The following is a 24,134-nucleotide window of genomic DNA, read 5'->3' as shown; positions in this document are numbered from 1 at the left end:
AATGGGAAATGGATGGCATGAATGGCCGCTGGTGCTCTTTACGGTACTGGGGCAAAGCGTTGCCGGCGCAATGATCGTGGCCGGGCCTGGCTGGCTATCGCTGAATAATAACACCGACGCCCGCCAGCGCCTGGTGCGCAGCATGTTTTTTATCTGGCTGTTGATGGGAGTGGGTTTTCTGGCGTCAGTCCTTCATCTCGGTTCACCGTTCCGGGCATTTAATTCCCTTAACCGCATCGGGTCATCGGCATTAAGTAATGAAATTGCCGCTGGGGCGCTCTTCTTCGCGGCAGGCGGAATCTGGTGGCTACTCAGCTTTCTCGGAAAAATGCCGCGGATGTTGGCAAAAACCTGGCTCCTGATCACCATGCTGCTCGGCTGCCTGTTCGTCCTTGCAATGACCCTGGTGTACCAAATCGATACCGTTCCCACCTGGTATAATGGCTACACCACCGCCGCATTCTTCCTGACGATGCTACTCTGCGGGCCGCTGTTTGCCGCCCTGCTGTTGCGCATGGCCAACGTGACGTTCAACGGTACAGTGTTCGCCTCCATCAGCACTTTCGCACTGCTGGCAAGCCTCGCGGTTGTCATTTTGCAAAGTAGCGAACTGGCGAGCATTCACAGTTCCGTGCAACAGGCCAGCAAGCTGTTGCCAGATTATGGCTGGCTGCAAACATTACGCTTCGTCCTGTTGACGCTGGGTCTTGGCTGCTGGATCTGCCCGCTGGCAAGGCGGAAAACGCCACAGATCGTCAGCTTACTGTCCGGCCTGATACTGGTATTACTCGGCGAGTTTATCGGCCGCGGCCTGTTTTATGGCCTGCATATGACGGTCGGCACAGCCATTGCCGGTTAAGCAACTGAGTCACCTGCTAAGGAACAATAGAACCATGCATTCCGATGACCGTAACGCAATCTCTTTAAGCGCCCGTACGCTGGGCGCGTTGTTTACTTTTGCTCCGGATAGCGAGCAGGCGGCCCCCTTAGTGGCCGCCCTGCGCGATGGCAGCTGGCGAAGTCAGTGGCCCTGGTCGGTCCCGGACATTCTGGCGGCGCAGTTCGCTGTTGTCGACGAGGAACCGTTGCCCGAGGCCTGGCAACGGTTGTTTATCGGCCCGTGGGCTTTGCCCGCGCCGCCGTGGGGCTCGGTCTGGCTGGATAAAGAGAGCGTGTTGTTCGGCGACTCAACGCTGGAGTTGCGTGAGTGGATGCGGGCGAACGGCATCAGTCTGGCGGCGCAACGCACAGAACCTGAAGACCACTTCGGGACGCTGCTGCTGCTGGCCGCCTGGCTCTGCGAGTCCGGTCAGGATGAAACCTTCTCCCAGCTTCTTGCCTGGCACCTGCTTCCGTGGTCAGGCCGCTTTTTAAGCGTATTTGTCGCCGACGCGGGAAACGCTTTTTATCAGGCGCTGGGCATGTTGGCGCAAGAAACGCTGGCACACTGGCAGACGCAACTGTCCTGCGCGGTGGCTGAAAAACCCCTCTACCGTTAAACCGTGCATCATGCCTGTCAGGCAGGCATGATGTTTTTGTGACAATGTCACGTATTCACATTTATACACGTTTATCCATGCTTATAGCTTTTGCGTATATTCTTATTTCCCAGCACAATAAGCCTCTGTTTCCTGTTAATCGTATCCACTGATGCAACGTCTCCATAGCTATCCTGATCTTCAGGTGATGTTCCGTCGCTTATTGTTTGCCATGTTAGTCGGCGCCTTTGCCGCGCTGGCGGTCGCCCTGTTTCGCCATGCGATGGTCGGACTGGAAGACCTGTTTCTGGACAATGACAGCGGCGGCCTGGTCAATGCCGCAAAGGCGCTTCCCTGGTGGCGTCGGATGTTAACTCCGGCGCTTGGCGGCCTGGGCGCAGGCATTCTGCTTTGGCTCTGGCAACGCCGGACGGTCGATCGGCCGCATGCGCCGACCGATTATATGGAAGCCCTTGAGACAGGTGACGGCGTGTTTGATACGCCAGCCAGCCTGGTGAAGTCGCTGGCCTCCCTGCTGGTGGTGACCACCGGCAGCGCCATTGGCCGCGAGGGGGCGATGATCCTGCTGGCGGCCCTGGCGGCCTCGCTGTTCGCGCGCCGTTTTACCCCCAAAGAAGAATGGAAACTGTGGGTCGCCTGTGGTGCCGCCGCCGGGATGGCCAGCGCTTATCACGCGCCGTTAGCTGGCAGCCTGTTTATCGCTGAGATCTTATTTGGCACGCTGATGCTGGCGTCGCTGGGCCCGGTGGTGATTGCCGCCGTGATCGCCCTGCTACTGACGAATCTGATGAACGGTAGCGCGGCGCCGTTGTATCAGGTTGAATTCCATCAAAACATGGGGGCGACACAATATGCACTGATGCTGGCTACCGGGTTGCTGGCCGGACTGTGCGGCCCTCTGTTCATCAGGCTGATGGGGTTTAGCCATCACTGTTTCGTCCGACTACGCCTTTCACCGCCGTGGCAACTGGCGCTGGGCGGCATTATCGTCGGCCTGTTGTCGCTGGTCGCGCCCGCCGTCTGGGGCAACGGCTACAGTGTGGTGCAGCGCTATCTCCTGGCGCCACCGCTCTTCGGCGTGATGCTGATGGTATTCGTCTGCAAGCTGTTTGCGGTGCTGGCCAGCAGCGGTTCCGGCGCGCCGGGCGGGATTTTTACGCCGACACTCTTTGTCGGCCTGGGCATTGGTATGTTGTTTGCCAGCCTGACAGGGATCTGGCTACAGGGCGGCGCCGAAATGGCGATCATGATGGGTTTAACCGGCATGGCGGCGTTCCTGGCGGCCACTACTCACGCGCCGATTATGTCAACGCTGATGATATGCGAAATGACCGGACAATACGTTTTACTGCCCGGTTTATTGATTGCCAGCGTACTGGCATCAGTGCTGTCGCGGACGCTATGCCGAGATTCTATCTATCGCCATCACCTCGCCGAGCATCGATAGATCAATATACCGGCCCAGTTCGCGCTGTTCGGCTCGTGGCAAATAAGGCAGTTCGCCGATCAGCGGCGCAGGCAGTTTCTTGCTCAGCACGTCGATAATTTCGGCATAATGCGCCAGACCGGGATTGATGCGGTTAGCGACCCAGCCAATCAGCGGCAAACCATCATTGGCAATAGCCTGCGCAGTCAGTAAGGCATGATTAATACACCCTTCCTGAATCCCCACCACCATTAATACCGGCAGTTGCTCCTGTACTACCCATTCCGAGAGCGGACGCAGATCGTTCATCAGGCTGCGCCAGCCGCCGGTCCCTTCGACGACCACGTGCTCGACCTGACTGCTCAGACGCTGCAGCCCATCCGACAGCAGGCCGTAGTTGATCGGGAAACTATGCGCCACGCTGCTTTCATCTTCGCTTAATGCGATGGGATTGACAGCATCATACGGTAACGTCAACGACGACACACTCTGTAACACCAGCGCGTCTTTGTTGCGCAATCCGTCCGGCGTCTCTTTGCTACTCTTCGCCACAGGCTTGTACCCGGCGACGCTTTTGCCGCTGGCCGCCAGAGCCTGCAACAGCGCACGGGAAACCACTGTCTTCCCGACAGCGGTGTCAGTACCTGTTATGAAGAAACGCTTAAACATCACTAACCCCACAGTTATTTTGATGAAATATACAGGAGAGAAATAATCAACGGTGGAAAAAGTCTACGCGATGCCATATGAGGTCAGCTTGAGATAGCGCAATTTTTGGTGTGAATATGAAAAAATGTTAACCCTGTAACAGTCGTATCAACAACGATCCGTTATAGAGGGCGTCCTTGACCAGCGCCGCGCCAGCCATCGTACCCCGGTTAGAGAACTGGGTGCTTTCTACCGCGATATGGCGACTGTACGCCGGTAAGGACTGCTGCCGAATACAATCAGATATCGCCGGAAACAGGATATCCGACGCCTGGTTAAAGGGGGAACCAATAAGGATTTTTTGCGGATTAAAGAGATTGACCATAATCGTCAGGATCCGTCCGACATGGTTCCCGACGCCGCTGATAATGTCCCGCGCCAGTAGATCCCCCTGCAATGCCGCCTGACATAGCCACTCCACGCTTAACGGCTGCTGATGCAGCATCGAACTCATCGATTTCGCCATTCTCACCCGGGCTAACTCCAGCACGCTCTCCACGCTGGCGATGGTTTCCAGACAGCCGTGGTTGCCGCAATAGCAGCGCTTACCGTAAGGATCGACCTGGGTATGACCGATTTCCACCAGGCTGCTGCTGCCGGCATGCAGCAGGCGACCGTCGGTGATCACGCCTGCGCCGACATTATGATCGATAACCACCTGAATCACATCCCGCGCCCCTCGCGATGCGCCAAACAGCGATTCCGCCATCGTCCAGGCGCTGATATCGTGCTGAATGTAGACCGACACCCCGGTATGATTAGCCAGTATTTCCCCAAGCGGCATATCCTTAACGTCATCATAAAAAGGCATCCGGTGGATGATGCCATTCTCGGTGTCAATAATTCCCGGCATGGTGATGGCGATAGCGGTTAAACGCTCCAGTTTTTTCTGATGGCGTATAAAAAACTGGTCAACATGATCAAGTAATCGCGTCGCAAAAGGTTGCACGTGTTGCAATGCCAGTTCCAGTTGCTCTTCCACCACCAGCGCACTGCTTAAATCCCGCAGCGCAAGGTGGATTTCACCGCGATTAATACGGATGGAAAGATAGTGCCAGGCCTCCGTTTCCACCATCAGCCCCACCGCAGGGCGCCCCCGGCTTCCCGGCTCCTGGATTTCCGTCTCCTGCACCAGGTGCGCTTCCAGCATTTCGCGCACGATTTTCGTGATACTGGCAGGCGCCAGTTGCGCAAAGCGCGAAAGATCGATACGCGAAACCGGGCCAAGCTGATCAATCAGGCGGTAAACAGCGCCCGCATTGGTCTGCTTAATTTGATCGATATGCCCTGGCTGACTGTCCGCTACCACCGTTGACTCCCTTTATTTTCGCGCTTCGAAATAAAATCTGGGCTATGGTGAAGCACTTCAACGTCACTCGTCAAATTTTTGCTTAGCCTTGTGATTTACTGCACATTTTTAAGCGATTTTTGTCTTAAAAAAATCATTCGGCGCTGGCAAGAAGCGATTCGCGTAAGCGCTGAGCCGCCAGCCCCTGTTCGTGATGTTTCGACCAGACTAGCCACATTTCCGAGACCGCATCCTGTTCTTTAATCGGCAACCAGCGCATTTCCGGCAACTGAACTCGCTTAAACGAAGCAGGTAAAATGGACACCCCAAGCCCGGCGGCAACCAGTCCGATAATGGTCATCGCCTCCCCCACCTCCTGGGTAATAACCGGCGACAGGCCATAGCGGCGCATTAACCCCAGAATATCGTCGTACAGCCCGGTGCCTACATGGGGATCGAAAAACACGAACGGTTCCCGCGCCAGCTCCCGCAAACTCACGCCGGGCTGGCTGGCCAGCGGATGATCGCAAGGGACCATTGCCAGGAGCGGTTCACGCAAAATTCGTTCCCAGACCAGCGTATCCGGCAGTTGCGTATTACGCATCAGCCCGAGATCGAGCCCGCCTTCGTTAAGCGGCACAATTTGTTCGCGGGTATTGGTTTCCCGGGTCTGGATATGAACATCAGGGTAGCGGCGGCGGAAAGTCGACAGGGTGTCGGATACCGTCTTAATCAACGGCGCTGAAGAGGTAAAACCAATGCGCAATTCGCCGGTTTCGCCATGATGCAGGCGGGCGGCCCGCGCGGCGGCATCATCTACCTGAGAGAGGATTTGTCGGCTGTCGGCCAGAAACTGTTTTCCGGCCTCCGTCAGGCTCACGCTACGGTTAGTGCGGGCAAAAAGACGTGCGCCAATTTGCTGTTCGAGAATTTGAATCTGCTGGCTAAGGGGCGGCTGGGAAATGTTTAACCGCGCGGCGGCATGGCCAAAATGCAGCTCTTCAGCCACCGCGATAAAGTAACGCAAATGACGCAGCTCGATATTCATATTTAAAACGTCTTATTTGAGATTATTAATATATTAGACAGAATATTTTGCTTTTCATACCCTTAAATACGTGCAGCGTCTGGCACTTAACACACTGTTTATCACCAAGGATTTTTCCGTGAGTCGTACAACTACCGTTGACACCGTCCCGGCAAGCGATGTCAGCGACATTATCGTTCCTCAGCCAAATCAGTTTATTAAACGCGGTACCCCCCAATTTATTCGTGTCACCCTCGCTCTCTTTTCCGCCGGACTGGCAACCTTTGCGCTGCTCTATTGCGTACAGCCGATCCTGCCGGTGCTCTCCCGCGAATTCGGTATCTCACCGGCCAGCAGCAGTATCTCGCTGTCGATTTCCACCGCCATGCTGGCGATTGGGCTGCTGTTTACCGGCCCGCTTTCCGACGCCATTGGCCGCAAGCAGGTGATGGTGACCGCGCTGGTGCTGGCCTCCTGCTGCTCCCTGCTGTCCACAATGATGTCCGGCTGGCATGGGATCCTGATAATGCGCGCGCTAATTGGCCTGTCGCTGAGCGGCGTCGCGGCGGTCGGTATGACCTATCTGAGTGAAGAGATTCACCCCAGCGTCGTCGCCTTCTCGATGGGGCTTTATATCAGCGGTAACTCTATTGGCGGTATGAGCGGGCGTCTGTTGACCGGGGTGTTTACCGATTTCTTTGGCTGGCGCATTGCGCTGGCGGTAATCAGCGGTTTCGCCCTGGCGGCGGCAATTATGTTCTGGCGTATCCTGCCGGAGTCGCGTCACTTCCGCCCGACCTCGCTGCGGCCTAAATCGTTGCTAATCAACTTTCGCCTGCACTGGCGCGATCGCGGATTGCCGTTGTTGTTCCTCGAAGGTTTTCTGTTAATGGGGTCGTTTGTCACCCTGTTTAACTATATCGGTTATCGACTGATGCTCTCGCCGTGGTCGCTGAGCCAGGCCGTTGTCGGCCTGTTATCAGTGGTCTATTTGACCGGCACCTGGAGTTCGCCAAAAGCCGGCGCCATGTCGGTCCGCTACGGTCGCGGCCCGGTGATGCTGTTCTTTATCGCAGTGATGCTCATCGGCCTGCTGCTCACGTTGTTCTCTTCACTCTGGCTGATTTTTATCGGTATGCTGCTGTTCTCGGCCGGTTTTTTCGCTGCTCACTCGGTAGCCAGTAGCTGGATTGGCCCGCGTGCGCGCCGCGCCCGCGGTCAGGCATCATCGCTCTATTTATTCAGCTACTATGTAGGTTCCAGCGTCGCGGGCACGCTGGGCGGCATCTTCTGGCATAACTACGGCTGGAATGGCGTGGGAGGGTTTATCACCCTGATGCTGATGGTGGCCCTGCTGACCGGCTGGTGTTTGCACAATCGTCTGAAATAGTATTTGTTCACGTGGCCTGAACTGGTCACGTGACTCACCTCTCGCCTCAGTGCTCTACGTCGTAAAAGAGCTGAGGGTAAACCATCAGCCACGCGCCTCCCACCTCGTTATGGGCTGCTGCCGCAGCACCGGCCCGTTATTGCTCATACTCTTCTCTGATTGTCCGCAAGATTTAGGCAGGAAGTTCTCGCATCCCTCGACCTGACGATGGTATCAGGATAGTGTAGAAGCCAACGAATCATTTACTTTTCATTAGCAACATCCCAGAGTGTAACTATGACAAAAAACGAAAACTATCATCTGCTTACTCACACCTTTCAGCGCCTTTCACGCTTTTCGCACCTCTCCGCCATTGCCGGCTGGGATATGTTCACGATGATGCCGCCTGGCGGCAGCGCGGCCCGCAGCGAAGCGTTAGCGGAACTCGGCGTTTTGCAGCATCAGATTCTGACCGATAAAAAAGTAGGGGAATGGCTGAACAACGCGCTTCAGGAAGATCTGAACGATGTCGAACAGGCCAATCTGCGCGAAATGACCCGCCAGTATGAGCAGGCGGCGCTGCTGCCGGAAAGTCTGGTTGAAGCCAGATCGCTGGCGGGAAGCCGCTGCGAGCACGCCTGGCGCAGCCAGCGCCCGGCCAATGACTGGTCAGGGTTTGCCGAAAACCTGCGTGAAGTGGTCAGGCTCAGCCGCGAAGAGGCGCAAATCCGGGCCGCAGCAAAAGGCTGTTCCCGCTATGATGCGCTGCTGGATATCTTTGAGCCAGATATGACCAGCGCGCGGCTTGACGTCCTGTTCGCCGATCTTAAATCCTGGCTTCCCTCGCTGCTGGCACAGGTTGTGGAGAAGCAGGCGCATACGCCGCTCATCGCGCCAGAGGGGCCGTTCCCGATTGCCGACCAGCGTGAACTGGGGCTGGAAACGATGCGCGTACTGGGGTTTGATTTTGACAGCGGGCGCCTGGATATCAGCGCCCATCCGTTCTGCGGCGGCGTGCCGCAGGATGTCCGCATCACCACCCGTTACAATGAAAATGACCTGCTCAGCGCCCTGTTTGGCGTGATTCATGAAACCGGCCACGCGCGCTATGAACAAAATCTGCCGCGTAACTGGCTCGGTCAGCCCATCGCCCATGCCCGTTCGACGGCAATCCACGAGTCGCAAAGCCTGTTTTTTGAAATGCAACTTGGCCGCAGCAACCCCTTCCTGCAGCGCCTGCTGCCTACGGTACGCCAGTACTTCGGCGATCAACCGGCCTTTAGTCAGCAGAACTTCATTGCCTGGAATCAGCGCGTCAAACCAGGCTTTATCCGCGTCGATGCCGATGAAGTGAGCTACCCGGCACATATTATTCTGCGTTACGAAATCGAACGCCCATTGATTGATGGCGAAATCGAGGTCGATGATATTCCGGCTTTATGGGATGAAAAAATGCAGCACTGGCTCGGGCTGTCCACCAACGGCAACTACCGCGATGGTTGTATGCAGGATATCCACTGGACTGACGGCGGCTTTGGCTACTTCCCGTCTTATACCTTAGGGGCAATGTACGCCGCTCAACTGATGGCATCGGCCAAACGCGCCCTGCCGAAGTTAGAAAGCGACATCGCCAGCGGCAACCTTAGCGCCCTTTTCGACTGGCTGCGGCAGAATATCTGGCAGCACGGTAGCCGTTTCAGCACCTCACAGTTGATTCAACATGCTACCGGGGAAGACCTTAACAGCGACTTTTTCCGCCAGCACCTCATCGCGCGCTATCTTTAATTTCTCCGGCGTCGGGCTCAGCCTGACGCCGTGTCTCTCTTTGTCGCACGAGATTGTACATACCGTTACACGCCGATACCAAACACTCACGGAAACCCCGAAAAGACAAGCATATAGTTATTTCAACGGCCCCGCAGTGGGGTTGAAATGAAGAAACCTTTTCGAGGATATCAGAATGAATAAAGTATTAGCTCTGGTCGTTGCCGCTGCTATGGGTCTGTCATCTGCTGCTTTCGCTGCCGACGCGGCCACCACCACCACCACGGCTCCGGCTGCTGCAACTCACAGCACCACCGCTAAAGTGGTTCACCACAAGAAACACAAAAAAGCGGTTAAACCGGCAGCAGAGCAGAAAGCACAGGCTGCTAAAAAACACAAAAAAGTAAAAGCTAAACCTGCTGCAACCCAGAAAGCGCAGGCTGCTAAAAAACACAAAAAAATCACCAAGCATCACGCCGCTAAACCGGCGACACAACCGGCTGCTTAATCTCCACGGTTAGGTTGTTAGGTTGGTTGACATCAGATCGGCGCTGTCTCCTTCAGCGCCGTTTTTTCTGGAGAGCACCCATGCTGCAGCGCTATCGTTTTGAGCTCATCCTGATCCTGCTGATTATCTGCGCGCTGGTCGCCAGCCGTTTTTTTCTCGACTAAATACTGATACCTGCCAGAAGCAACCAGAAAATCCCCGGTCGCTGTTAAACGTTCGGGTTGCATCCGCAACGGTCACATGTCCTCAACGTCCCCTCCCTCGCGGATCAAAGCCTGATTACAGAACGTGAACGGCCTTAACCAGTAGATAACCGGTAGCGCCCCAGATCATCGCAGACGCCAGCGAAACATAGACTAATGCGCGAATACCTTGTTTAGACATCGATCCTCCCGTACAACGGATATAAGAAATTGCCGGTATCATCGCCGGGCTAACATCACTGTTTGCTCAACAAGGTCGTCGCAATCACACTGTTTACGGTGAGAAAATGTTTCGCTTTTAACGTCATTCATAAACACGTAAAGAAATGCTCTTTTCCGCTAAAGTTATCTCTTTTTTCGCAATGGTTACGCTAACCGGCGCTCAGAGAACGCGCATATTGATATTGCGTTATTTCTCACGGACTCTCGTACGTTCGGATACACGATTTATATTGCTTCCACTTCCTTTTTCTGCGGAAATAGCGCTAACGGAAATCGACGTTAAACTATTGAAATCACGCCATTCGCCTGATTGTCACCGGCGACTTTTGCTGATTTTTCCTGCCGTTCGGCTTGATTGGAATTATTCTTAACTTTCATAAACTTAAATCTGCTGCTACTTTCAATATACAGAATTATCTCCCCTGAGAGTGATATGCGTAGAGACGTACTGTTATTACTGTGTTCAATTTGCCTGCTGCCTTCGTGGGTCCTGGCTGACGACGATGGCATGAGTGCAAAAGATATTAAAACGTTATTTTTCGGTCACGATGACCGTAAACCGGTAAGCACGCAGGCTGATGATCCCTGGGATGCCATTGGGCAACTGGAAACCGCCAGCGGCAATCTCTGCACCGCCACGCTTATCTCTCCTCATCTGGCCCTCACCGCCGGACACTGCCTGCTTACGCCACCCAACGGTAAACCGGATAAACCTGTCGCGTTGCGCTTTATCTCTCACAAGGGGCGCTGGGTTTACGAAATTCACGGGATTGAAGGCCGCGTTACGCCATCACTGGCAAAGCGGCTTAAAGCCGATGGCGACGGCTGGATAGTGCCAACGACAGCGGCGCCCTGGGACTTCGGCCTTATCATGATCCGCTATGCGCCGTCCGGGATTACGCCGGTGCCGATTTTTAGCGGCACGAAAGCCGAGCTGACCGCCGCGCTGAAAACCGCAGAACGTAAAGTGACTCAGGCAGGCTATCCGGAAGATCATCTGGATAACCTTTACGCGCATGAGGATTGCGTGGTGACCGGCTGGGCACAGAGTTCGGTCCTCTCCCATCAATGCGATACCCTGCCGGGGGACAGTGGCTCGCCGCTGTTGCTAAAAACGGCTAACGGCTGGCAGGTCATTGCGGTACAGAGCTCAGCGCCTGGCGCAAAAGATCGATGGCGAGCCGATAACCGCGCCATCGCCGTTACCGGTTTTCGCGACAAACTGGAAGCGCTGGCCGCCCAATAAGTGGCCAGCCCTGCCGTTGATTTATCTGCAATAACAGAGTGAAATCGTGCTTCTGAGCCAAAGCCCGGTATTTCACCAGATTCAGGCAAGTTTAATTAAGACCATGCCCGCCACCAGCAGGATTAAACCGATCCAGCCTTTCCTGTTCAGACGCTGACCAAACAGTATCCACCCGGCGGCAATGGTTACTGCGATACCAAAACCGCCCCACAGCGCGTAGGCTACCGACAAATCAATCCCTTTAACCGCCTGCGAAAGTGCGCTAAAGGCGCCGAGGACTGCCGCCAGCGACATCATGCCGTACAATTTGCGGCGAAAGCCATCAGAAAACTTCAGAAACACGTTGGCAATAATTTCCAGTACAATAGCCAGCGCCAGCCAGGCGGCGTGAACCCACTCAAACTGTTGTGGCATGACGGCCCTCCTTACACGGACTCACGGCTTTCTGCGTCCCGGATTTAATCAATACAATTCCGGCAATCAGCGTGATCAAACCGGCGATTTTTATTGTTGACAGTGCCTCATCAAACAGCAGAACGCTGAAAATAGTGATCAGTAAAATACCTGTCCCTTCCCATAAGGCATAAGCCACGCCGAGGGCGATTTTTTTCACCGCGAAAGCCAGAAAAATATAAGAGAGCGTGATCATCACCAGCATTAAAATAAATCCCGAATGACCACCGCTGACACCCGCCCATTTCATCGACAAGGTGCCGGTAATTTCAGCAACGATGGCAAGCGCTAATAAAAGCCAATAAAACATGATCCCTTCTCCTGCTTGAGAATATAATTCGTTGCGGTTTACGGCGTCGTAAACCGGAAAAATATCGACGTTATTTTAGCCGTGCGCGAAGCGCCAGCTCAGGCAGAAAGAAGAAGACTAAAGCGCCGAGCGCCAGTGCTGTTCGCCAGAAAAACAGGCGTTAAAGAGGGAAACTACAGGGTGATGGGAAATATACATCCTGAACTGATTGTCCATAAAATTACAATTATCCGCGGGATTGCTTCTCGTCATTTGCGGATGGAAATTGTCCTCAGTCGTTATACACCCGGAGATTTGTACCATAATGTCACATTTAACTCAAAGTCTTTGCAGTTCTTTACTGCGGATATTTGATTTTGATTAGTTTTTCTCTTGTCGCCTGCCATTATGATGGCGCCCCATCGATTATTTATTACAGGCGGCTTTTTGAGGGAGCACAGGCGAATTAGGCAGCAAAAGCATTGAGACACTGACTTTAGTAACGTCTACAATGGCTCATATTAAACTCCATTTTTCTCGCGCAGGGAACGGTATGGCGAAACCCATCATCACGCTTAACGGCTTAAAAATAGTCATCATGCTCGGCATGCTGGTTATCATCCTCACCGGCATTCGCTTCGCGGCGGATATCATCGTGCCCTTCGTCCTGGCGCTCTTTCTGGCGGTGGTGATTAATCCCCTGGTCCAGTTGATGGTGCGCTGCCGGGTGCCGCGGGTGCTGGCTATTTCGCTGCTGGTGGGCGTGATTGTCCTGCTGGCGGTGGTGCTGTTGGCTTCGCTCGGCACGTCGCTAAATGAACTGGCGCGTACCCTGCCGCAATATCGCAATTATCTCTATGAACCGATGCAGACCGTTGCGCCGTGGTTACAGCGTTTCGGTTTTACTGTTTCTGTGGTTGAGCTTAATAAGTATATTGACCCGAATGCGGTCATGACGCTGGTTACCAGTCTGCTTACCCAGCTTTCCAATGCCATGTCCTCTATCTTTCTGCTGCTGCTGACGGTGGTGTTTATGCTGCTGGAAGTGCCGCAGCTTCCCGCCAAGCTGCAACAGCTGATGTCGCGACCGGTGGAAGGTATGGGGGCGATTCAGCGCGCGCTGGATAGCGTCTCCCACTATCTGGTATTAAAAACGGCCATCAGCCTGGTCACCGGTCTGGTGGTCTGGGGAATGCTGGTGCTGCTGGACGTCCGTTTCGCCTTTATGTGGGGGCTGCTGGCTTTTGCGCTCAACTATATTCCCAATATTGGTTCCGTTCTCGCGGCGATCCCGCCAATTTTACAGGTACTGGTGTTTGGCGGCCTGTACGACGCGCTGGTGGTGCTGGCGGGCTACCTCGTCATTAACCTGGTGTTCGGCAACATCCTCGAACCGAGAATTATGGGACGCGGGCTGGGACTGTCGACGCTGGTGGTCTTCCTGTCATTGATCTTCTGGGGCTGGCTGTTAGGCCCTGTTGGTATGCTGCTCTCAGTACCGCTAACGATTATCGTCAAAATCGCCCTCGAACAGACGGTAGCCGGGCAAGGCATCGCCTACCTGCTAAGCGATTTGAGCAAAGATTAATTCGAAAACAAATGGTTAACACCTGGCGCATATTCCGCCGGATGACGGCTAATGCTGTCCGGCCTGCGTGAGCTACGCAAAAATTCCCTCTCCATTTTCTCTCTACGGGCCGCCCGGCCCGTAGAGCAACGCTTCTCCCTCATTATTGATCTCCCTCACATCTTTCGCCTGCTAATTATTACTCTCAGGCTAATAATTTGCTGCGAGCCTTAATTGATGCGTGCCGCGCCGGGACGCACACTAACTTCCACAGCAGGCAATCAAAACGATTTGTCGAATCAGGAGGTTAATAATGAATGCCGAACAAACGACGGGGCGAGTCTGGAACCGCCGCCGTACGGAAAAACAGCGGCGACTGACCGAGGCCGGGATCTCAGGCAAGGTGATCCCCGGCGATCGGCTGGTTGCCGTACTGGAACATCTGCTGGCCCCCGGGGATCGGGTGGTGCTGGAAGGCAACAACCAGAAACAAGCGGATTTCCTCTCCCGGATGCTGGCGGAAGTCAACCCGCAAAAAATCCATGACCTGCATATGATTATGCCAAGCGTCGGGCGCAGCGAGCACCTGGATCTCTTTGAAAAAGGTATCGCCCGTAAGCTCGATTTCTCCTTCTCCGGTACCCAGAGTCTGCGGATTTCACAACTGCTGGAAGATGGCTTACTGGAAATCGGCGCGATCCACACCTACATCGAACTCTACTCGCGTCTGTATGTCGACCTGTCGCCAAACGTGGCGCTGATCGCCGGTTATAAAGCCGATCGCAAAGGCAATCTTTACACCGGGCCGAGCACCGAAGATACCCCCGCGCTGGTTGAAGCCGCCGCTTTCCATGACGGTATCGTCATTGCGCAGGTTAATGAACTGGTGGATGACGAATGCGACCTGCCGCGGGTGGACATTCCCGGCTCGTGGATTGATTACGTCGTTGTGGCCGATAAACCGTTCTTTATCGAACCGTTGTTTACCCGCGACCCGCGCCTGATCAAGCAAGAACATATCCTGATGGCGATGATGGCGATTAAAGGTATCTATGCCGAACATCAGGTGCAGTCGCTGAACCACGGTATCGGCTTTAACACCGCCGCTATCGAACTGCTGCTGCCTACCTACGGCGAACAGCTCGGTCTGAAGGGTAAAATCTGTAAACACTGGACGCTGAATCCGCATCCCACCCTTATCCCGGCCATCGAAAGCGGTTGGGTAGAAAGCGTGCACTGCTTCGGCGGCGAACTGGGCATGGAAGAGTATATTCGCGCGCGGCCGGATATCTTCTTCACCGGCGCCGATGGCTCCATGCGCTCCAACCGCGCCTTCTGCCAGTTGGCGGGCCAGTACGCGGTAGATATGTTTATCGGTTCCACGCTGCAAATTGATGGCTACGCCAATTCATCAACCGTGACTCGCGGGCGCCTCTCCGGCTTCGGCGGCGCGCCGAATATGGGCCACGACCCGCACGGCCGCCGCCACGCCACGCCGGCATGGTTAAACATGATCACCGAACCGGACCCGATGCAGCGGGGTAAAAAGCTGGTCGTACAGATGGTGGAAACCTTCCAGGCGGGCGTCAAACCCACCTTCGTGGAAAAACTCGACGCCGTTGACGTCGCCAGAAGCGCCGGAATGCCGCTGGCGCCGGTAATGATTTACGGCGATGACGTCACCCACGTTCTGACCGAGGAAGGCATTGCCTATCTCTATCGCGCGGAAAGCCTTGAAGAGCGCCGGGCAATGGTTGCGGCCGTCGCGGGTATCACCGATATCGGCCTCGGGGTCGACGCCAGACGCGTGGCCGGGCTGCGCCGTAGCGGCAAAGTCGTCTATCCGGAAGATATCGCGATTCGTCGCAGTGACGCCACCCGCTCGCTACTCGCGGCCGGTAGCGTGGCCGACCTGGTGGAGTGGTCTGACGGCCTTTACAACCCACCGGCAAAATTCCGGAGCTGGTAATGAAAAAACTCTCTCCCCAATTCGCCGAATCGCGGACCCGCTGGCTGGCGCATACCGCCAGCGCCTGTCTGGTCGCCGAAGCCCGCCTGAGTCCGAAACCCGGTCTGGTCGATCGGCGCGGCAGCGGTGCCCATCAGGATCTGAATCTGGCGCTGATGGAACGCTCGGCCCGTAGTCTGAAACCAACGTTTCACGCCCTGGCCCAACAAAGCTGGCTGCGTCCGGCCGATGTCGCCCTGCGCGAGACGATTGGTCGCCTGGGGCGCGAAGGTGAAGCCCGAATGATGCAGGTAACGTCGGGGGTAAATACCCATCGGGGCGCGATCTGGGCGCTCGGTCTGCTGGTCAGCGCCACGGCCATGCTGGGGGGAGACGCTCATGCACAGAGGATAGCGGAAACCGCCGCCGCCCTCGCCCGTTTGCCGGACGTCTGCGCGCCAAAAACCTTCAGTAAGGGTCTGCGCGCCAGCCGCCGCTGGCAGGTACCCGGCGCGCGGGAAGAAGCACAGCGCGCGTTTCCGCACATCACCACCCTGGCGCTGCCGCAGTTATTGCGCAGCCGTGCTCAGGGGGCCAGTGAGCCACAGGCCCGGCTTGACGCGCTGATGGCGATTATGACTTCGCTTAGCGATACCTGCGTGCTCTCCCGCGCCGGAATGGCGGGCCTTGAAGCCATGCGGTACGGCGCGGGCGAAGTGCTGGCCGCCGGAGGATGTGCGACGGCGTCGGGTCGGGCCGCGCTGGCGCGTCTTGATGCGCAGATGCTGGCGCAGAACGCCTCACCGGGTGGCGCGGCCGATCTCCTTGCCGCCACCCTGTTTCTCGATCGGGTTTCCGCCTAACGCATTCAGAGGATGTTATGGAACAGATTAAATTTTCACTTCCTGCCAACCGCGCCCTCAGCGGCAAAGCGCTGGCAGGCATTGTAGGCTCTGGCGATATGGAAGTGCTCTATACCGCCGGAGAGAGCGATACGCTCGACATCGAGATCACCACCTCCGTGGATAACAGCCAGGCCCGCTGGCACGCATTGTTCGAACGGCTGAACCTGATTAACGGCCTGCCCGGCGGACAACTGGTCATCCACGACTTTGGCGCCACCCCCGGCGTCGCACGGATCCGTATTGAACAGGTTTTTGAGGAGGTGACTTATGCGTAACGATCGCAGTTTCATTGAACTGCGCGCCCGCGAACGCGCCCGTACTCTGCTGGATGACGGCAGCTATCGCGAACTGCTGGACCCGTTCGAAGGCATTATGTCGCCATGGCTTGGCGCGCAGGGTATCGTCCCGCAGTCCGACGACGGCATGGTGGTGGCAAAAGGCACCATTAACGGCCGACCGGCGGTCGTTGTCGCCATCGAGGGAACCTTTCAGGGCGGGAGCATGGGCGAAGTTTCCGGCGCCAAAATGGCCGCCGCCCTTGAACTGGCGGCGGAAGATAACCGCAACGGCATTCCCACCCTGGCGGTACTGTGTCTGGAAACCGGCGGCGTGCGCCTGCAGGAAGCCAATCTGGGGCTTGCCGCCATCGCCGATATTCATGCCGCGATTGTCGACCTGCGTCGCTATACCCCGGTGGTCGGTATTGTCGCCGGCACCGTCGGCTGCTTCGGCGGCATGTCCATCGCCGCGGCGCTGTGCAGCTACCTGATCGTCACCCGCGAAGCCCGCCTCGGTCTCAACGGGCCACAGGTTATCGAACAGGAGGCCGGGATTGAAGAGTACGACTCCCGCGACCGGCCATTTATCTGGAGCATGACCGGCGGTGAAATTCGCTATGCCAGCGGCCTGGTGGATGCCCTGGTGGCTGACGGCGTCAATGCGGTGAAAACGGCCATGAACGAGGCAATTGCCAAAGGCGTACCGGCCCAACATCGCAGCGACAAATATGATGATTTCCTGAGCCGTCTGACCCGCTTCGATACCCGCCAGCAGGCAGACGCCGCACAGATCAAACAGCTATTCGCCCGGGAGGAAAAATAATGCGTCAGTTCACTAACCGTGCCGCGCTGTGGCTAAACCAGCTGGCGTCGGATACCCCGCTTATGGCCGGCCTGTGCCCATCGGTACAGGTTGCCGACGCCGATTTGAACGGCGAAACCGTGCGTTTTATCGCCGTGGTGCCGGATGCTGACAACCACTATCCGCGCGCCGCTAAAGGCGAAATCGGCCTGCTTGAAGGCTGGACGCTGGCAAAAGTGGTCAATGAGACCATTGACGCTGACGGGGATAACGCGGTGAAACGCCCGATTATTGCAATTATTGATGTGCCAAGTCAGGCCTATGGTCGCCGCGAAGAAGCCTTCGGAATTCATCAGGCGCTGGCCGGTGCCGCAGGCGCGTATGCAAAGGCACGCCTTGCCGGGCATCCGGTGATTGGCCTGATCGTCGGCAAAGCCATGTCCGGCGCTTTTCTGGCCCACGGTTACCAGGCCAACCGTCTGATTGCCTTCAACGATCGCGGCGTACAGGTCCACGCGATGGGCAAAGCCTCGGCTGCGCGCATCACCCTGCGTACCGTTGACGCGCTGGAGAAACTGGCGGCGACCATCCCGCCAATGGCCTATGACGTCAGCAACTACGCGACGCTTGGCCTGCTCTCCGCACTGCTTGACATCAGTAACCCGGATGCCCCGGCCGCCAGCGATCTGACGCTGGTCACCGCCACCCTGCGCGACGCCATCGCTGACGCGCGTCAGGATGCCTCTCTGAAGTGCCGACTTGGCGCGGAGAACCGCCGGTGTTCCCGACAGGTACGCGATCGTATGCGCGCCAGCTGGTAGTCAGTTCATAAATAGAAAAACCTGCCGGAAGCGGTCGTCTGAGGCACTCGGTGAGTGCCTCAGAAAGAGGCTGCTTTTAGAAAATATAACAATCGCGCCAGTACCTTATTCTCTCTACAGGTGATTTATGACTTATGTGATTATTCATGCCCTCGCGCCGATTTTTGTCATCATGCTGCTGGGCTTCTGGGCCGGTAAGGCCAAAATGGTTGACAACAAAAACGTCTCGCTACTCAACATCTTCGTGATGGATTTCGCCCTACCCGCCGCACTGTTCAGCGCCACAGTGCAAACGCCGTGGCGCGGTATTGTCGCCCAATCGCCGCTGATCCTGGTGCTCACCGGGGCCATGTGGATCACCTACGCGGTTATCTATTTTCTTGCCACCCGCGTCTTTAAACGTACGCCGCAGGACGCTGCCGTACTGACCCTTACCGTAGCGTTGCCTAACTACGCTGCCCTTGGTCTGCCCATTCTGGGTAGCGTACTTGGCGAAGGCGCGTCAACATCGCTTTCGGTCGCCGTCTCCATCGCCTGCGGTTCGGTACTGATGACGCCCTTCTGCCTGCTGATCCTGGAACGCGAAAAAGCATGCGCCGCAGGAGAAAACAGCGGTTCGACGCTGGCAATGCTGCCGGTGCTGATGTGGCGTTCGGTGAAAAAACCGATTGTCTGGGGGCCGCTGTTGGGCGTGGTGCTTTCCGCCATTGGAATCAAAATGCCGGACCTCCTGCTGGCATCCATTAAACCACTGGGGCTGGCGGCCACCGCCGCAGCGCTGTTCCTGACCGGGGTGATTCTGTCAGCACGTAAACTGCAGCTCAACACGCTGATCGCCACATCCACCATCGTTAAACTGCTGGTGCAACCCTTTATCGCCTGGGGTCTGGTGATGATACTGGGTCTGCAGGGTTCTATTGCCATTACCGCCATTCTGATGATTGCCCTTGCGGCGGGTTTCTTCGGCGTGGTCTTCGGTAACCGTTTTGGCGTGCAGTCGCCGGATGCGGAAGCGGTGCTGCTGTTAAGCTCGGTTCTGTGTATCCTGTCACTGCCGCTGTTTATCACTTTAACGTCAGGGATCTAACGATGTCATTAACGCCGCGTCCTCACGATTTAGTCTGGTTGAATCATACCGCCGCGCTGGAAGCAATTGAGGAATTGTGGGTTGCACAGCACTGGCGTATCAGCCTGCCGGTGGTGGTGCGACGCGACGTTGACGCCAACGCCCGTATTCCTGTGGGGGTAAGGGGCATGAAACGCGATCAGCGGGCCGCCGGCTGGGTACAGGAAGAAAATATCATCCGCATTGTCAGTCCGGAAATGCTCGCCGAACGGCAACGGCTTCTGCGTTCACCATTTGTCTCCCAGCCGCCGGTACAGGCGGCTGTTACCCTGACTCGGCATCACTGGCCGTGGTGCTGGGGCATTACCGGCAGTACCGGCTATGCCCTGGCTACCGAAATCCCCGTTATACACGCGACCAGCGATCTTGATCTGCTGATCCGCGCGCCGCTCCCCGTCGCCCGCGCGGAACTGCTCACGTGGCAATCCTGCGTCGCGCAACTCCCCTGCCGGGTAGATACTCAGGTCGAAACGCCTGAAGGGGCTTTCGCGCTCAATGAATGGCTGCGCGAGGGGCGAGCGCTGCTGAAAACGTCCCGCGGCGCATATCTGACCACTGCGCCATGGGCCAGGGAGGATGTATGAAAATTCTCTTTACCTTTCCCGGTCAGGGAAGCCAGCGACCGGGTATGCTCGCCACGATCCCCGATCGCCAGAATATTCTCACCGTCGCGCGGGCCGTGCTCGGCGAGGAAGTCGATCATCTGGATAGCGCCGCCGCATTAAAACACACCCGCGCGGTGCAGCTCTGCCTGCTGATTACGGGCGTCGCCTGGGCGCGAGAACTTCAGCGTGAAGGTGTGCCCCCGGATATAGTCTGCGGCCTGTCGATAGGCGCTTTCCCTGCGGCGGTCATTGCCGACGCGCTGGATTTCGCCGATGCCCTGCGGCTGGTGGCGCTACGCGGCGATTTAATGGAGCAGGCCTGGCCGCACGGCTACGGGCTCACCGCTATTATGGGGCTGCCTGTCGATCGCATAGAAAAACTGATCGCTGCCAGCGAACTCTATATCGCCAATCTGAATGCCGAAACGCAGGTTGTGATTGCCGGACGCGACGAAGAGATGGCGCGAGTCGCCCAACTGGCGCTGAAAGCGGGCGCAACCAAAGCGCAGCGCCTGGCGGTCAGCGTCCCTTCACACTGCGCGCTACTGGATAAACCGGCGTCAGCGCTGGCGAAGGCCTTCGCTGACGTCTCGCTCCGACGACCGCGCTGCGCGTATTTAAGCGGCTCCACGGCGCGCGTTTTATGGGATCCGTTAAAGATTGCTGACGATCTGGCGCTAAATATGGCGCGAACCGTGCGCTGGCAGGACGCGATGGTTGCCGCTGATGAACGGGAGGCGCGTCTGGCGATCGAGATGCCGCCGGGCGGCGTGCTGACCGGCCTCACCCGCCAGGCAGGCTGGCAAGGAGAGTGTATTTCGCTGGAGCACAATGGCGTCAGCGTTGCGCGTCACCGGGTTACCCGGCTGAGTGACTGAGGCTGCGGGCATACATTCTCCCTTCAGCCGCCAGCGCCAGCAGATCGGCGTCACGCTCGCGATGATGTGAATAGACAATCGAGATCGACTGGCGCATCTGATAACACTCAGCCAGCTTTAACAACTGCACGTCATTTTCATAGACTTTTTTCATTCGCCCTGGCAGCAGCGCAAACCCCACGCCCGCCTGCACCAGGCTAATCATCGAAAAGATATCGTTAACCCGGGTGACGATTTCAGGTTCAAATCCGGCTACCTGAAACGCCTCCTGAAAACCCGCATAGGTTGCGAACCCTTCTGCCAGCGAAACAAATTTACGGTCGGCATAATCGCGCAATTCAGCAGGCCCGGCGGTATTCAGATGCTCCGTCGCCGGGGCTGCGAGGAAAATATCATCCTCAAACAGCGGGACCACATCAAAATCCGCCTGGCTGTACTCGCCTTCGTTGGTGGCAATCAGAATCGCATCCAGCGCGTCATCTTCCAGCATATCCAGCAGCATCTGATTCGACCCCATTGTGAGATCTAATTCCAGCGCAGGACGCCGTAGCTTCATGCCCATGATAATGCGCGGTACGGTTTCCAGAGTCAGTGAGTAAAGCGTGCCGATGCGCAGTCGCCCCTGCCCGATACCAGCGACTTTACGTGTCGCTTCCAGCCCGCGGTTCATCAGATTTATCACATCCTGGCAGTACTCCAGCAGCGTCCATGCCGCCGGGAGCGGCAGCAGATTGCGCCCTTTATGGCTAAACAGCGGGCAGCCAACGCCCTCTTCCAGGGTATGCAACGCCCGGTGAACGCTGACGCCGCTCAGTTGCATGGCCTCTGCGGTTCTGGCGATATTGCCCTTCGCCATAAACACCATAAATACCGACAGTTTGCGGAAAGTGATCTCCTGGTTAATATCGTCTTTCATTGCCCTGCGCTCCGCGTTTCCGTCTTCAGTATCTTTTTTATGTGTGATTTCAATACAGTATAACCACAATGGACGATTAAAAAATTAGCCGGAACCGGGATATGCCTGCAGAGACATAACTTATTGCAATTTAGCGGTTTCGCCCGGCTGGCAGTCGCGAGGAGATAATCCCGGGTAAAAGGATTGCGGCAATGAGCAGGATTTATTCATTCACGACCGATGCCGGATAGCGCAAATTAATCCATAGCGAAGCGGGCAAAGAAAAACCCCGACTTGCGGGGTCTGAGGCTGGCGAACAACCGTTTGGCTATGACGCTCGCATTGCTGTCGGGCGGAGGCTGGCGCCTTGCCAGACCTGCAACACCCATCCCGTAGGCCCGGTAAGACGCCACCGGGCATTTCAACGAAACGGACTTACAGCGCCATATCGTGCTGCGGTGACGTTTCCGCCTGCGGCGCTGCCGGTTTGGCGGTCATAACCGGCGCGGTCGCGTTCATCTCAATCACCGGCGGTTTGGTTAACTGCAGCGCCGCCGCCGTATCATCCCAGACCTGCTGAGTGAGCGCGACATTGCCGTTCAGCGTCTGGCCGTAGCTCGGCACGATATCGCGAATGCGGCTTTGCCATTGCGGTGAATTAAACTGCTCCGGGAACATTTGCTTAAGCACATTCAGGGCGATCGGCGCGGCGGTGGAAGCCCCTGGTGATGCCCCCAGCAGTGCGGAGAGCGTTTTCTGCTGATCGACCACCACTTCGGTGCCCAGTTTCAGGACGCCACCCTTCTCCGCATCTTTTTTGATGATCTGTACACGCTGTCCGGCCTGAATCAACTTCCAGTCCTCTTTGCGCGCGTCCGGATAATACGCTTTCAGCGCCGCAAAACGGTCGTCGTCGCTCAGCATGACCTGGCTAATAAGATATTTCACCAGATCAAAGTTATCCAGACCAACCTGTGTCATCGGTAGCACGTTACTGGTGGTGGTTGTGCTCAGCAGATCAAAGAACGAGCCATTTTTAAGGAACTTCGTTGAGAAGGTGGCAAATGGCCCAAACAGCACCACCCGCTTACCGTCAATGAAACGCGCATCAAGATGCGGTACCGACATCGGTGGCGCGCCAACCGAGGCCTGACCGTACACTTTCTGTCGGTGCTCGTTGGTCACTGCCGGGTTTTCAGTCATCAGGAAGGAGCCGCCAACCGGGAAACCGGCATAATTATCCGCTTCCGGGATGCCGGTTTTTTGCAGTAATTTCAGCGCCCCGCCGCCCGCGCCGATAAATACGTATTTTGCATCGATCGCCTGCTCTTCGCCGCTATTAACGTTTTTGACCGTCACATGCCAGGAATTATCCGCATTACGTTTAAAATCGGTGACTTCGGAAGAAGTTTGCAGCGTGAAGTTATTATTTTTTTTCAGACTACCGATTAACTGACGGGTTATTTCCCCATAGTTAACGTCGGTACCAACCGGCGTCCATGTCGCCGCCACGCTTTGCTGCGGATCGCGGCCTTCCATCACCAGCGGCGCCCACTGTTTTATTTGCGCGTGATCGGTGGAAAATTTCATTCCCTGGAATAGAGTGGTTTGTTGCAATGCAGCATAACGTTTTTGCAGATAATCCACATTATCGCCCCAGACAAAACTCATATGTGGGGTGGAGTTAATAAACGAGTGCGGATCGTGCAAAATGCCGCGTTTGACCTGCGCCGTCCAGAACTGGCGGGAGATCATAAACTGTTCGTTAATATTCAGCGCCTTGCTGATATCAATAGACCCATCCGGGCGTTGCGGCGTATAGTTCAGTTCCATATTGGCGGAGTGCCCGGTACCGGCATTATTCCAGCCGTTCGAGGACTCCAGCGCCACGCCATCGAGTTTTTCGACCATCACCTGTTTCCACTCCGGCTGTAATTCTTGCAGCCAGGTTCCCAGCGACGCGCTCATAATGCCGCCGCCAATCAACAGGAAATCGGTTTTATTTGAGGTATTGTCATTGGCGAAAGCGATCGGGCTAACCAGCATCGCTAATGCGGTCATCGATATAATCGTTTTTTTAATTGCAGGCATAATAAAAATATCACATAGCACAAGTGTAATAAGGATGTGCATATTAACGCAGTTTTACTTTATTTTAAAATGCCATTTACACATTCACTTGCAGTCATGATTATTATTCTGGTTTTTTAACTTAAAAAAGTAAAATAATGACAAAAATTACGGGACAGGGGAATTCGCGGGCGGCCAGACAATAACGGAATAAGAGCCTATCCTACCAGGCGTTAT

At 56.0% G+C, this 24,134-nt stretch carries 23 protein-coding genes and 1 pseudogene; 16 read left to right on the top strand and 8 right to left on the bottom strand.

Going from position 1 to position 24,134, the window contains the following annotated elements; genetic code table 11:
* Position 1 precedes the first annotated feature (1 nt).
* The 3 genes from ABK821_RS13770 (at position 2) to clcB (ending at position 2,946) form a co-directional block, all read left to right on the top strand.
* Positions 2–859 carry a DmsC/YnfH family molybdoenzyme membrane anchor subunit gene (locus tag ABK821_RS13770; protein WP_343178746.1) on the top strand — a complete coding sequence of 286 codons (858 nt, stop codon included), beginning with the start codon at positions 2–4 and terminating at the stop codon, positions 857–859.
* A 34-nt stretch (positions 860–893) separates the two neighbouring features.
* Positions 894–1,499 carry a Tat proofreading chaperone DmsD gene (gene dmsD, locus ABK821_RS13765; protein ID WP_138362161.1) on the top strand — a complete coding sequence of 202 codons (606 nt, stop codon included), beginning with the start codon at positions 894–896 and terminating at the stop codon, positions 1,497–1,499.
* 151 nt (positions 1,500–1,650) lie between these two features.
* Positions 1,651–2,946 carry a voltage-gated ClC-type chloride channel ClcB gene (clcB, locus tag ABK821_RS13760; RefSeq protein ID WP_343178747.1) on the top strand — a complete coding sequence of 432 codons (1,296 nt, stop codon included), beginning with the start codon at positions 1,651–1,653 and terminating at the stop codon, positions 2,944–2,946.
* Here clcB and bioD read toward each other — a convergent pair.
* From bioD to ABK821_RS13745, 3 genes are all read right to left on the bottom strand, one after another.
* Complete coding sequence (bioD, locus tag ABK821_RS13755) at positions 2,899–3,594, bottom strand: dethiobiotin synthase (RefSeq protein ID WP_138362159.1); 696 nt, start codon at positions 3,592–3,594, stop codon at positions 2,899–2,901. The two genes, clcB and bioD, sit on opposite strands and share 48 nt — an antisense overlap.
* A gap of 127 nt (positions 3,595–3,721) precedes the next feature.
* On the bottom strand, positions 3,722–4,942 hold the full coding sequence (gene mlc, locus ABK821_RS13750) for a sugar metabolism global transcriptional regulator Mlc (protein WP_395033968.1): 1,221 nt from the start codon (positions 4,940–4,942) through the stop codon (positions 3,722–3,724).
* 133 nt (positions 4,943–5,075) lie between these two features.
* On the bottom strand, positions 5,076–5,969 hold the full coding sequence (locus ABK821_RS13745; protein WP_138362157.1) for a LysR family transcriptional regulator: 894 nt from the start codon (positions 5,967–5,969) through the stop codon (positions 5,076–5,078).
* 118 nt (positions 5,970–6,087) lie between these two features.
* Between ABK821_RS13745 and ABK821_RS13740 the strand changes: the two genes are divergently transcribed.
* The 4 genes and pseudogenes from ABK821_RS13740 to ABK821_RS13725 all read left to right on the top strand — a co-directional run bounded on the left by ABK821_RS13740 (position 6,088) and on the right by ABK821_RS13725 (position 11,260).
* A complete protein-coding gene (locus ABK821_RS13740) occupies positions 6,088–7,338 on the top strand; it encodes an MFS transporter (RefSeq protein WP_138362156.1) in 1,251 nt (416 codons plus the stop codon).
* 276 nt (positions 7,339–7,614) lie between these two features.
* A complete protein-coding gene (locus ABK821_RS13735; protein WP_343178748.1) occupies positions 7,615–9,102 on the top strand; it encodes a carboxypeptidase M32 in 1,488 nt (495 codons plus the stop codon).
* Positions 9,103–9,277: 175 nt separating this feature from the next.
* Positions 9,278–9,583, top strand: a pseudogene (asr, locus tag ABK821_RS13730) (acid resistance repetitive basic protein Asr); the annotation flags it as partial.
* 864 nt (positions 9,584–10,447) lie between these two features.
* Positions 10,448–11,260 (top strand): trypsin-like serine peptidase, encoded by an 813-nt coding sequence (locus ABK821_RS13725; protein ID WP_395033967.1) that lies wholly within the window; start codon positions 10,448–10,450, stop codon positions 11,258–11,260.
* Between the two features lie 81 nt (positions 11,261–11,341).
* Here the strand turns inward: ABK821_RS13725 and mdtI are convergent, their stop codons facing one another.
* From mdtI to ABK821_RS13710, 3 genes are all read right to left on the bottom strand, one after another.
* Positions 11,342–11,674: a multidrug/spermidine efflux SMR transporter subunit MdtI gene (mdtI, locus tag ABK821_RS13720; RefSeq protein WP_142501342.1), complete on the bottom strand. Its 333-nt coding sequence runs from the start codon at positions 11,672–11,674 to the stop codon at positions 11,342–11,344.
* Positions 11,658–12,023 carry a multidrug/spermidine efflux SMR transporter subunit MdtJ gene (gene mdtJ, locus ABK821_RS13715; protein WP_142501343.1) on the bottom strand — a complete coding sequence of 122 codons (366 nt, stop codon included), beginning with the start codon at positions 12,021–12,023 and terminating at the stop codon, positions 11,658–11,660. The genes mdtI and mdtJ overlap by 17 nt, the downstream gene beginning before the upstream one ends.
* Positions 12,024–12,140: 117 nt before the next feature.
* Positions 12,141–12,326, bottom strand: a complete 186-nt coding sequence (locus tag ABK821_RS13710; RefSeq protein WP_241675643.1) for a hypothetical protein — start codon at positions 12,324–12,326, stop codon at positions 12,141–12,143.
* 229 nt (positions 12,327–12,555) lie between these two features.
* Here ABK821_RS13710 and ABK821_RS13705 point away from each other — a divergent pair, with 229 nt between their 5' ends.
* The 9 genes from ABK821_RS13705 (at position 12,556) to mdcH (ending at position 20,932) form a co-directional block, all read left to right on the top strand.
* The gene (locus ABK821_RS13705; protein WP_138362151.1) at positions 12,556–13,590 is read left to right on the top strand and encodes an AI-2E family transporter; all 1,035 of its coding nucleotides are present in this window, start codon (positions 12,556–12,558) and stop codon (positions 13,588–13,590) included.
* 292 nt (positions 13,591–13,882) lie between these two features.
* Entirely contained in the window at positions 13,883–15,538 is a 1,656-nt protein-coding gene (gene mdcA / locus ABK821_RS13700; protein ID WP_138362150.1) for a malonate decarboxylase subunit alpha, read from the top strand.
* Positions 15,538–16,380 carry a triphosphoribosyl-dephospho-CoA synthase gene (locus ABK821_RS13695; RefSeq protein ID WP_138362149.1) on the top strand — a complete coding sequence of 281 codons (843 nt, stop codon included), beginning with the start codon at positions 15,538–15,540 and terminating at the stop codon, positions 16,378–16,380. Before mdcA ends, ABK821_RS13695 begins: the two co-directional genes overlap by 1 nt.
* A 17-nt stretch (positions 16,381–16,397) precedes the next feature.
* Positions 16,398–16,697, top strand: coding sequence for a malonate decarboxylase acyl carrier protein (gene mdcC, locus ABK821_RS13690; protein ID WP_138362148.1), 300 nt, complete (start codon positions 16,398–16,400; stop codon positions 16,695–16,697).
* Positions 16,690–17,523: a biotin-independent malonate decarboxylase subunit beta gene (locus tag ABK821_RS13685; protein ID WP_138362147.1), complete on the top strand. Its 834-nt coding sequence runs from the start codon at positions 16,690–16,692 to the stop codon at positions 17,521–17,523. The genes mdcC and ABK821_RS13685 overlap by 8 nt, the downstream gene beginning before the upstream one ends.
* A complete protein-coding gene (gene mdcE, locus ABK821_RS13680) occupies positions 17,523–18,323 on the top strand; it encodes a biotin-independent malonate decarboxylase subunit gamma (protein ID WP_308563289.1) in 801 nt (266 codons plus the stop codon). The genes ABK821_RS13685 and mdcE overlap by 1 nt, the downstream gene beginning before the upstream one ends.
* 127 nt (positions 18,324–18,450) lie before the next feature.
* Positions 18,451–19,410, top strand: coding sequence for an AEC family transporter (locus ABK821_RS13675; protein ID WP_138362145.1), 960 nt, complete (start codon positions 18,451–18,453; stop codon positions 19,408–19,410).
* A gap of 2 nt (positions 19,411–19,412) precedes the next feature.
* Complete coding sequence (locus tag ABK821_RS13670) at positions 19,413–20,033, top strand: malonate decarboxylase holo-ACP synthase (RefSeq protein WP_138362144.1); 621 nt, start codon at positions 19,413–19,415, stop codon at positions 20,031–20,033.
* Positions 20,030–20,932 (top strand): malonate decarboxylase subunit epsilon, encoded by a 903-nt coding sequence (gene mdcH, locus ABK821_RS13665; RefSeq protein WP_395033966.1) that lies wholly within the window; start codon positions 20,030–20,032, stop codon positions 20,930–20,932. Before ABK821_RS13670 ends, mdcH begins: the two co-directional genes overlap by 4 nt.
* Here mdcH and ABK821_RS13660 read toward each other — a convergent pair.
* The gene (locus ABK821_RS13660; protein ID WP_138362142.1) at positions 20,913–21,848 is read right to left on the bottom strand and encodes a LysR family transcriptional regulator; all 936 of its coding nucleotides are present in this window, start codon (positions 21,846–21,848) and stop codon (positions 20,913–20,915) included. The genes mdcH and ABK821_RS13660 overlap by 20 nt on opposite strands.
* 414 nt (positions 21,849–22,262) lie before the next feature.
* On the bottom strand, positions 22,263–23,873 hold the full coding sequence (mqo, locus tag ABK821_RS13655; RefSeq protein WP_374043517.1) for a malate dehydrogenase (quinone): 1,611 nt from the start codon (positions 23,871–23,873) through the stop codon (positions 22,263–22,265).
* Positions 23,874–24,134: the final 261 nt, after the last annotated feature.

Source organism: Klebsiella sp. KE9456 (assembly GCF_043832615.1).
In the GTDB taxonomy this organism is placed as follows: domain Bacteria; phylum Pseudomonadota; class Gammaproteobacteria; order Enterobacterales; family Enterobacteriaceae; genus Klebsiella; species Klebsiella indica.
The sequence above is the reverse complement of the archived record's forward strand: the minus strand, read 5'-3'. Positions and strand labels throughout refer to the sequence as shown.